General features: G+C 74.6%; 8 protein-coding genes and 1 pseudogene. 4 read left to right on the top strand and 5 right to left on the bottom strand.

Annotated features, from left to right (window positions below; translation table 11 throughout):
• Nucleotides 1–92: 92 nt before the first annotated feature.
• Nucleotides 93–599: pseudogene (locus tag ACQRUO_RS36155) on the top strand (MFS transporter); the annotation flags it as partial.
• Here the strand turns inward: ACQRUO_RS36155 and ACQRUO_RS36150 are convergent.
• Complete coding sequence (locus tag ACQRUO_RS36150; RefSeq protein ID WP_428320410.1) at nt 494–2,026, bottom strand: MFS transporter; 1,533 nt, start codon at nt 2,024–2,026, stop codon at nt 494–496. The pseudogene ACQRUO_RS36155 and the gene ACQRUO_RS36150 overlap by 106 nt on opposite strands.
• Nucleotides 2,027–2,180: 154 nt before the next feature.
• On the opposite strand from ACQRUO_RS36150, the gene ACQRUO_RS36145 reads away from it, so the two are divergent.
• Complete coding sequence (locus ACQRUO_RS36145) at nt 2,181–3,272, top strand: hypothetical protein (protein WP_428320409.1); 1,092 nt, start codon at nt 2,181–2,183, stop codon at nt 3,270–3,272.
• A 9-nt stretch (nt 3,273–3,281) separates the two neighbouring features.
• Here ACQRUO_RS36145 and ACQRUO_RS36140 read toward each other — a convergent pair whose 3' ends face one another.
• The 4 genes from ACQRUO_RS36140 to ACQRUO_RS36125 form a co-directional block, all read right to left on the bottom strand.
• Nucleotides 3,282–3,986, bottom strand: a complete 705-nt coding sequence (locus tag ACQRUO_RS36140) for a dienelactone hydrolase family protein (RefSeq protein ID WP_428320408.1) — start codon at nt 3,984–3,986, stop codon at nt 3,282–3,284.
• 191 nt (nt 3,987–4,177) lie between these two features.
• Nucleotides 4,178–5,593 carry a sugar porter family MFS transporter gene (locus ACQRUO_RS36135; protein WP_428320411.1) on the bottom strand — a complete coding sequence of 472 codons (1,416 nt, stop codon included), beginning with the start codon at nt 5,591–5,593 and terminating at the stop codon, nt 4,178–4,180.
• 134 nt (nt 5,594–5,727) lie between these two features.
• Entirely contained in the window at nt 5,728–6,369 is a 642-nt protein-coding gene (locus ACQRUO_RS36130; protein WP_428320407.1) for an FMN-binding negative transcriptional regulator, read from the bottom strand.
• Nucleotides 6,369–7,091, bottom strand: a complete 723-nt coding sequence (locus tag ACQRUO_RS36125) for a pyridoxamine 5'-phosphate oxidase family protein (RefSeq protein WP_428320406.1) — start codon at nt 7,089–7,091, stop codon at nt 6,369–6,371. Before ACQRUO_RS36125 ends, ACQRUO_RS36130 begins: the two co-directional genes overlap by 1 nt.
• A 35-nt stretch (nt 7,092–7,126) precedes the next feature.
• On the opposite strand from ACQRUO_RS36125, the gene ACQRUO_RS36120 reads away from it, so the two are divergent.
• Nucleotides 7,127–8,479: an aminotransferase class I/II-fold pyridoxal phosphate-dependent enzyme gene (locus ACQRUO_RS36120; protein WP_428320405.1), complete on the top strand. Its 1,353-nt coding sequence runs from the start codon at nt 7,127–7,129 to the stop codon at nt 8,477–8,479.
• 191 nt (nt 8,480–8,670) lie between these two features.
• The gene (locus ACQRUO_RS36115; protein ID WP_428320404.1) at nt 8,671–9,852 is read left to right on the top strand and encodes a GDSL-type esterase/lipase family protein; all 1,182 of its coding nucleotides are present in this window, start codon (nt 8,671–8,673) and stop codon (nt 9,850–9,852) included.
• Nucleotides 9,853–9,942 lie beyond the last annotated feature (90 nt).

Genomic DNA, 9,942 nt, shown 5'->3' with positions numbered 1-9,942 from the left:
CGGACGCCGCCCCGGCCCGCGCCGCCGACCCCGCCGCGCGCCGCCCGCCGCGCCGTTCGCTCCTCGCCGAGGCGGTCGAGGGCACCCGCTGGCTGGCCCGGCACCGGCTGCTCGGAGTGCTCTGCCTGGCGGCCGCCGCGGTCAGCACGGTCTTCGGCGCGGTGCTCGCCGTCCTGGTGCTGTACGCCCGTCAGGTGCTGCACCTGAGTGGCGTCGGCTACGGCCTGCTGGTGGCCGCCTTCGCGGTCGGCGGGGTGCTCGGCTCACTGGCCGCGCCCCGGCTCGGCCGGCGGCTGGGCACGCGCTGGACGCTGACCGTGACCATGGTGGGCTCCGGGCTGGCGCTGGCCGTGGCCGGGCTGGCCCACGGGTGGTTGCCGGCCGGCTGCGCCACGGTCGGCTACGGCGCGCTGAACCTGGCCTGGGGCGTCAACGCGGTCTCGCTGCGCCAGGAGCTGGTGCCGGACCGGTTGCTCGGCCGGGTGAGCATGGCCTACCAAATGGTGGCGTCGGCCGGTGCCGCGCTTGGTGCGGCGGCGGCCGGCGTGCTGGCCCACGGCGCCGGGCTGCGCGCGCCGTTCCTGGCCGGTGCGGTGCTGTCGGTGCTGGCGGCTCCGCCGCTGTTCCGGGTGCTGGGCCGATCCCGGACCGCCGCCCCGGCGGACTCGGTGCCGGGTGCGGCCCGCCTCGAGCCGCCCACCGGCGCCGGGGTGGCGCGGGCCAGGCTGCGCACCTCCGGCACCGCCAGCACCAGCAGCGACAGCAGCGTCATCCCGCCGGCGCAGGCCCACAGCGCCCCGTTCAGCCCGAGCCCCCCGGCCAGCGGCGCGGCCGCCGCCGTACCGACCGGCGCCAGGGCCACCGAGCCGCACCAGTCGTAGGCCGCCACCCGGGAGAAGCTCGCGGCGGGGATCTCCTGTTGCAGCGCGATCATCCAGCAGACCCCGTACACCGTGCCGCCGACGCCGGAGGCGAACATCGCGCAGCCGATCACGGTGAGCGAGGCGCCGGCGGCCAGCGAGGCGGCGGGGGCGGCGAAGAGCAGGATGCCGAAGGTGCCGGCGAGCAGCAGGCGGCGCGGCCGCCACCGCACCATCAGCAGCCCGCCGGCCACCAGCCCGGCGCCCATCGCCGCGTTCACCAGGCCCCAGGGCTGCGGCCCGCCGAGCCGCTGGTCGGCCACCAGCGGGCCGAGCACCGACTCGGCCGCGATCAGGCAGGCGTTCACCACGCCGTACTGCACCACCACCGCCCAGAGCCAGCGCCGGGCGACGAACTCCCGCCAGCCTTCACGCAGATCGGCCAGCATGCCGGGGCCGGCCTCGCGGGTGGCGGGCGCGGGTGCGCGCAGGAAGACCCGCAGCGCACCGGCGGCCGTCAGGGTGGTGGCGTCCAGCGCCAGCACCCAGCCGGGCCCGACCGCGGCGACCAGGGCACCGCCCAGCGCCGCACCGCCGATCTGCGAGGAGTTGAGCGCGGTGCGGAAGAGCGCGAAGGCCCGCGGTGCCTGTTCCTGGTCGACCGACTCCATGATCATGCCCTCGGCGGCGGGGGCGTAGAAGGCCTGGCCGACGCCGTTGGCCGCGGCCAGCAGCACCACCTGCCAGAGCCGGGCCGTGCCGCTCAGCACCAGGGCGGCGAGCACCGCCTGGGAGAGCGCGTTGCCGAGGTTGGCGGCCACCATCACCCGGTGCCGGGGGAGCCGGTCGGCGACCGCGCCGCCGATCAGCAGGAAGAGCACGGTGGCGGCGAGCCGGGCGCCGGTGACGTAGCCGATCGCGGCGGCGCCGCCGCCCATCCGCAGCAGGGCGAAGGCGGTGGCGATGGGCGCACCGGCGTTGCCGAGGCCGCCGACCACGGTGGCGCCGGTCTGGATCAGGTAGTCGCGCCCGGCCCAGTCGAGCGCGCGCGGCCGGCAGGGGCGGGGCCGGCGGCGGAGGTGGGCACGCGGGCGCAGGCGCGGACGGGGATGGGGCGCTGGGTGGTTCGGCGTGCAGCCGACGGTGGTGGTGGCTCGGTTCGGCATTCGCCCGACTATGACGGTGGCATGGAGGCCTGTCCACGCTATGGACAGGTACGGACAGGTTGGGTGAGTTACCCGGTATAACCCGATCGAAAACTGGTCGAGGCTGATCGAAAATCAACTTGGCTGGTCCGAAGCACCATGGCAGCATCCGGGGATGCATGAGATCCTGCGGGCCGCCGGCACGCTGCTGGGCCACCGCCTGTCCGATCCGGTCGACCTGGGCGGCAGTTCCCGCAGCACGGTGCTGCGCTGCCGCACCGAGGCGGGCGGCAGCGTGGTGGTGAAGGCGTTCACCGCGGAGACCGAGGCGCGCCGGGCCTTCACCGCCGAGGCGGCCGGCCTGGCGCTCGGCCTGGCCGGCCCCGAACTGCTGGCCGTGGACCGGGACTTCCCGCTGCTGGTGATGGCCGACCTGGGGGCCGCGCCGACCCTGGCCGACCTGCTGCTCGGCACCGATCCGCAGGCCGCCGAGCGGGCCCTGCTCGACTGGGCCCGCGGACTGGGCCGGCTGGCCGCCGGTGCCACCGGGCACCGCGGCGCCTTCGCCGAACTCTGGGAGCGCTACGACCTCGGCCTGCCCAGCTGGGAGGACGAGCCGTGGATCGCCGACAACGTCGCCGCGCTGCCCGGTGTGCTGCGCGCGGCCGGGGTGGAGCCGGCGCCGGGGCTGGCCGATGAGCTGGCGCGGATCGGGACGGCCGGCGGTGAGCGCTTCCCCGGCTTCACCCCCGGCGACACCTGCCCGGACAACAACCTGCTGACCGCCGACGGCCTGCGGCTGATCGACTTCGAGGCGGCCGGCTTCCAGTCGGTCTTCCTGACCGCTGCCTACTGCCGGATGCCGTTCTCCAGTTGCTGGTGCGTCTTCGAGCTGCCCGAGGAGCCGGCTGCCCGGGTGGAGCGGGTGTTCCGGGAGGAGGTGACGGGCTGTTACCCGGAGCTGGCCGACGACACCGTCTGGCAGGCCGGGATGGCCGCGGCGGTGGCCGTCTGGACGGTGGACCTGACGGTGCAGATGCTGCCCCGGGTGCTGGCCGAGGACGCGCCGATGCACCGCACCCGCCGCCCGGTGGCGACCCGCCGGCAGGTGCTGCGGCAGCGCTGGGAGCGGGTCGCCGCGCTGCCGGAGCTGCCCGCGCTGGCCGCCACCGCCCGGCTGCTGCTGGAGCGGGTGGCGGCCGGGTGGAACGTTCCGCCGCTGCCCGGCTACCCCGCCTTCGCCACCGTCAGGCCGACCGGCAGGTGACGGTCGCTCTCAGCCCAGGTGCCCGCGCAGGAAGCTGAGGGTGCGCCGCCAGGCGATCCCGGCCTGCAGCGCGTCGTAGTGGCCCTGCGGGTTCTCGTCGTTCACGAAGGCGTGGCCGGCCGGGTAGAAGTGGATCTCGGGCCGGCGGTCGGTGGCCTCGCCGATCCGGATCGCCGCCTCGTCCACCGTCTCGACCGGCAGGCCGTGGTCGCGTTCGGCGAAGTGGCCCAGCACGTGGGCGCTCAGGCCCTGGTAGCTGTAGTCGGGCTCGCGCGGCAGGCCGTAGAAGGGGACCACGGCCGCCACCCGGTCGCCCTCCTGCACGGCCAGCCGCAGCGCGAAGCCGCCGCCCATGCAGAAGCCGACCACCGCGATCGCGTCGCCGACCAGCCCAGGGTGCCCGAGCAGGAAGTCGACCGCACCGCGCAGGTCGCGCACCGCCTGCTCGGTGGGCAGCTTGCGTAGCAGTTCGGCGGCCTCGGCCGCGTCGTGCGTGGTGCTGCCGCCGTAGAGGTCGGGGGCCAGCGCGACGAAGCCCTCGGCCGCGAACCGGTCGGTGATCGCCTTGATGTGCGTGGTCAGGCCCCACCACTCCTGGACCACCAGCAGGCCGGGTCCGCGCCCTTCGGGCGGCAGTGCCAGGTAGCCGTGCGCCTGCCCCCCGTTGCTCGGGAAACTGACGTTCTGTGCCGGATCGTGGGGTTCTTCGGCCATCGGGTGTCTCCTGGTGAGCCGCGGACCGGGCCACGGCGGCCCGCGGGGACGATGCTATGCGGGTCGGCAGCCGAGCGGGAGTCAGTTCGGTTCCAAGATCGGCGTGTCGTGCGCCACCCGGCGACCCGGTCACCCGGCCACCGGCCACCCGGCCACGCGGGCGGCCGTTCGCCACGGCCCGGCTGCCGCCGTCAGCCCATCTCCTCCAGGGCCCGACCGCGGGTCTCCTTGATGCAGAAGGCGACGAACGGGATGGAGAGCAGCGCGAAGCACGCGTAGATCACGTAGGTGGCCGACAGGTTCCAGTTCGCCAGGTCGGGGAAGCTGACGGTGATCGCCCAGTTGGCGATCCACTGGGCGGAGGCCGCCACCGAGAGGGCGAGCGCGCGGATCCGGTTCGGGAACATCTCGCCGAGCAGCACCCAGACCACCACGCCCCAGGAGAAGGCGAAGCAGAGCACGAAGACGTGGGCGGCGACCAGCGCCACGGTGCCCTGCAGGCTGGGCAGGGTGGCGCTGCTGCCGGTGCCGGTGCGGTAGGAGAAGGCCCAGGCGGCCAGGCCCAGTGCGCCGGCCATGCCGATCGAGCCGGCCAGCGCGAGCGGCTTGCGCCCGATCCGGTCCACCAGCGACATCGCGATCACCGTGCCGACCACGTTGACGATCGAGGTGGAGATGCTGATCAGCAGCGAGTTGCTCTCGTTGATGCCCACCGACTGCCAGAGCACCGAGGAGTAGTAGAAGATCACGTTGATCCCGACGAACTGCTGGAAGACCGAGGCGCCGATGCCGACCCAGACGATCGGCAGCAGGCCGAACCGACCGCCGGTCAGGTCGGGCAGGCGCGGCTTGTGCGCGCCGGCCAGCACCGCGCGGATCTCCGCCACCCGGGCGTCCGGGTCGACCGCGGGCCCCTCCACCTCGCGCAGCACCGCGCGGGCCCGCTCCTCGCGGCCGGTGGCGATCAGGTGGCGCGGCGACTCGGGGATGAACAGCGCCATCACCCCGTACACCAGTGCGGGCACCGTCTCCGCGCCGAGCATCCACTGCCAGGCCTGGACGCCGGCCAGGTGGTTGGTGGACTCCCCGCCGGCGCCCTGGTTGAGCCCGTAGTTGACCAGCTGGGAGACCATGATGCCGAGCACGATGGCCATCTGCTGGAAGGAGGCCAGCCGGCCGCGGTAGGCGGGCGGCGAGACCTCGGCGATGTAGGTCGGGGCGATCACCGAGGCGATGCCGATCGCGATGCCGCCCAGCACCCGCCACAGCGCCAGCACCTGGACGCTGGGCGGGAACATCGAGCCGACGCCGCTGATCGCGAAGAGCGTGGCGGCCAGCCACATGGTCTTCACCCGGCCCAGGTGGTCGGCCAGCCAGCCCGCCGCGACGGCCCCGGCGGCCGAGCCGAGCAGCGCGATCGCCACCACGAAGGCGGTCTCGCCGCTGCCGACGTGGAAGTGCTTCTGGATGCCGGTGACCGCGCCGTTGATCACGGCGCTGTCGTAGCCGAACAGGAAGCCGCCCATCGCCGCCGCCGCCGAGATGAAGACGACGTGGCCCAGCTCGGCGTTCTCGGCGGCGGGCTGCGCCGGCGCGGTCCTGGACAGAACGGCCTCCCGGGTCGGGGTGCAGGGTCCTGACCATCAGATCAGCTGACCGCCCGTCATGCCGGTAATGACCGGGTATGTCGTTCCGTCGGTTGGTGCACGGCGGTTGGTGCGCAGCGGTGCGGGCAGGCCCGTCAGTCGGCCGCCGGCAGCGGACAGCCGCCCCGGGCCGCGTTGCGCCGCAGCAGCTGGGCGCGGGCCCCGGCGTCCCCGGGAGCGGCCCGCTCGGCCAGCCGCTCGGCCTGCGCCAGCTGCTGCTCGACGGGCACCTTGTCGTCGTACTTGAACTTGGCCCGGACCCGGCGGACCGTCAGTCGCAGCCCGCGGATCCCGCTCAGCCGGGGGCCGAACGGCTCGGCGCCCGGCGCCACCCGGGGCTCGACGGCCTCCGGCTGGAAGTGCGCCAGCTGGCGGTTGAGGATCTCCGCCTTGCCCGCCGCGTCGTTCACCACCTGCGCCTCGCACTCGAACTGCACGGCGGTGTAGTGGCTGGTCGGCGTCTGGCCCGGCCGCCAGTAGCCGGGGATGAAGGCGTAGTCGTCGGTGACCATCAGGGTCACCCGCGGGTCGGCGGCGACCGCCGTGAACAGCGGGTTGGGCGCGGCCAGGTGGAGCAGGATCTCCTCCCGCTCGGTGTCCAGCAGGAAGTGGGTCGGCACCAGCACCGGCCAGGCGTCCTCGCCGGCGCCGTTCGCGGCGAGCACGCCGAAGTCCCGTCCGGCCAGGAAGGCGCGCCACTCGGCCTCGCTGCCGCGGTCCCAGGAGCGGATCAGCATCAGACGTCCGCCTTCCGCTCGCCCGGCTGGAAGTCGTGCAGGTAGTCGGGCAGCTCCCGGGTGGTGCCCGGGTGCGGGACGGGGGCGCCGTAGGTCGTGGCCATCGGGACCACGCCGGACCAGAAGGGGAGGTCCTGGTCCTCCGGGTCGTCGTCGGCGCCGTCGTCGCGGGTCTTGGCCGAGACCTCGTCCAGCACCAGGCGGATCACCGCGGTCTTGGCCAGCTCCTTCGGGTTGGCCCGGCGCACGTCACCCGAGCGGCCGGGGACCGCGTGGTCGACCAGCGCGTCGAGCGCGACGGCGAGCTCGTCCGGGTCGGTGACCTGCTCGGCGATGCCGTGCGCCACCACCGAGCGGAAGTTGACCGAGTGGTTGAAGGCGGACTTGGTCAGCACCAGGCCGTCGACGTGGGTGACGGTCACGCAGACCGGCAGCCCGGCGGCGCCGCTCGCGGTGCGCAGCGGGCGGCTGCCGGTGGAGCCGTGCAGGTAGAGCCGGTCGTCGACGCGGGCGAAGATCGTCGGTAGCACCACCGGTGCGCCGTCCGCGACGAAGCCGAGGTGGCAGACCCAGGCGGTGTCCAGGATCGCGTGGATCCGGGCCCGTTCCCAGGTCGCCCGGTCCTTGTAGCGGGTCGGGGTGGTGCGCGGGGTGCGGGCGTACTCGGTGCGCTCCGCCTGGTGCTCCGCAGTGGGCGTTTCGACCGGCGCCGGCTTCGACATGACATCCCCCTATGTACTAGTGCATAATCTACTTTGTGCTAGGAGACTATCGGATCCAAGGGCGGCGCGCCACGGAGATCGCCGCCGACGTCGAACGCGCGGTCGGCACCGGCGAGCTGGAACCCGGGCAGGCGCTGCCGCCGCTGCGGGAACTCGCGGTCGAGCTGGGCGTCAACCCGAACACCGTGGCCGCCGCCTACCGCCTGCTGCGCGACCGCGGGGTGATCGAGACCGCCGGCCGCAAGGGCAGCCGGATCCGCCCCCGCCCGGTCACCACCCCGCGCGACCGCGCCCGCCCGCCCGCCCCGCCCGGCACCCGCAACCTGTCCGCCGGCAACCCCGACCCGCGGCTGCTGCCCCCGCTCGCCGAGGCCCTCGCGGTGGCCGCCGCCGCGGCCGACCGGGCCCCGGTGCTCTACGGGCACCCGGTCGCCGACCCCGAGCTGATCGGCTTCGCCGCCGCCGGCTTCCACGCGGACGGCCTGCCGGCCGCCGCCTTCGCGGTGACCAACGGCGCGCTGGACGCGATCGACCGCCTGCTGGCGGGCCGGCTGCGCCCGGGCGACGCGGTCGCGGTGGAGGACCCGGGCTGGAGCAGCGCCCTCGACCTGCTGCCCGCCCACGGCCTGCGCGCGGTGCCGGTGGCCCTGGACGACCAGGGGCTGCGCCCGGCCGCCCTGGCCGCGGCGCTGGCGGGCGGGGTGCGCGCGCTGTTGGTCACCAGCCGGGCGCAGAACCCGACCGGCGCGGTGCTCACCGAGGCCCGGGCCGCCGAGCTGCGCCCGCTGCTGGCCGCCCACCCCGGGGTGCTGCTGGTGGAGGACGACCACGGCCACGGCATTACCGAGAAGCCGTTCGCCACCCTCGCCTGCGGTGCGGACCGGCAGCCCGTGGTGCCGCACTGGGCGGTGATCCGCTCGGCCGCCAAGGCCTTCGGCCCCGACCTGCGGCTCGCCGTGCTGACCGGGGACCAGGACACCGTGGACCGGCTGCTCGGCCGGCAGCGGCTGGACACCGGCTGGGTCAGCCACCTGCTGCAACGCACCGCCGCCGAGCTCTGGCGCACCCTGGGGGCCCGACCGCCCGGGGTGGCCGAGGCCTATCGGGAGCGCCGGGACGCGCTGCTGGTGGCGCTGGCGGAGCACGGCATCGTCGGCCACGGCGTGAGCGGGGTGAACGTCTGGGTGCCGGTGCCGGAGGAGACCGCGGCCGTGGTCGGCATGTTGCAGCGCGGCTGGGCGGTGACCCCGGGGGCGCCGTTCCGGCTGGAGTCGCCGGCCGGCATCCGGATCACGGTGGCCCAGCTGGACCCGGCCGAGGCGCCGCTGGTGGCCGCGGACCTGGCGGCGGTGCTCGGCGGCGCGCCGGCCCGGGCGCGGTCGATCTGAGGGGCTTTGCCACGGGGTGCCCGGGGGGCGGAGTTAACGTGCCGGTAACAACGTGAGAAAGGTGGCGCAGCTACCTAGCGGTAACCAGCGCGCTCATGCCACATTCATCGCGCCACCGGCCGGCGGCCCTCCCACACCCTCAGCGGCGCCCCGCTCCCCACGCGGAGCGCCGCCTTCCGCAGGAGTTCGCCGTGCTCGAACGATCCCCACAGGTCAAGCGCGCCCACTTGCTCCGCAGACCGCTCGCCGCGCTGCTCACGCTGCCGCTGTGCGCGGGCGGTCTGCTCACCCTGGCCGCCCCCGCGCAGGCCGCCGTCCCCACCGGCCCGACGGTCAGCGTCACGCTCGGTGACAGTTACATCTCCGGCGAGGCCGGTCGCTGGATGGGCAACAGCGACGACACCGGCACCGACCGGGACGGCACCGACCGGGCCTGGAACGGCAGCGGCTACGACCCGACCACGGTCTACGGCTCGACCTACGCCAGCGGCTGCGACCGCTCGGACGTGGCCGAGGTGGCCAGTGCCACCGGCATCGCCCAGGCCGGCGTCAACCTGGCCTGCTCCGGCGCCACCACCGCCGACGTCTTCCGCGCCGCCGACGGCGGCCAGACCTTCAAGGGCGAGGCCCCGCAGGCCGACCAGCTGGCCCAGCTCGCGGCGAAGGACGACGTCAAGCTGATCACCCTGTCGATCGGCGGCAACGACCTCGGCTTCTCCGACGTGATCACCAGCTGCGCCGAGGACTACCTGATCTGGGACTCCTACTGCAACAGCACCCAGCAGCAGACGATCGACGCCAAGATGCCCGCCGCGATGGCAGGCGTCGGCAAGGCGATCGACGAGGTCCGCGCGGCGATGACCGCCGACGGTTACACCGACTCGGACTACCGGATCGTGCTCCAGTCCTACCCCTCGCCGATCCCGCGCAGCAGCGAGAACCGCTACCCGGAGAGCGGCTGGACGCGCGCCGACACCGGCGGTTGCCCGTTCTGGAACGTCGACTCCGACTGGGCCCGGGACACCCTGGTCCCGGAGGTCTCCGACCAGCTGGCCAAGGTCGCGGCCGCGAAGGGCGTGCAGTTCCTGGACCTGCGCGACCTGCTGCAGGGCCGCGAGGTCTGCTCCACCGCCACCCAGCTGGCCACCCCGAGCAGCCCGCCGTCGGCCACCACCAGCGAGTGGGCCCGGTTCGTCGACGTCGGCACCACCACCCAGGGCACCACCCAGGAGTCGATGCACCCCGACTACTACGCCCAGCTGGCCCTCGGGCACTGCCTGAGCCTGCTCTGGGCGCAGAGCGGGGCCGACTACGCCTGCCGCAACACCGCGGGCCAGGACGCCTCGGGGATGTACCTGACGCCCGCCTCGTGACGCCGCTCTCCTGACCTCGGTCTCCTGACATCGGTCGGAGGAGAGAGCAGCGCGCCCGGCCCGTCGCCTCCTGGGGGAGCGGCGGGCCGG

This window comes from Kitasatospora sp. LaBMicrA B282 (assembly GCF_050325825.1).
GTDB lineage: Bacteria > Actinomycetota > Actinomycetes > Streptomycetales > Streptomycetaceae > Kitasatospora.
Note: the sequence above shows the minus strand (reverse complement) of the source record. Positions and strands in the feature narration are given on the sequence as shown.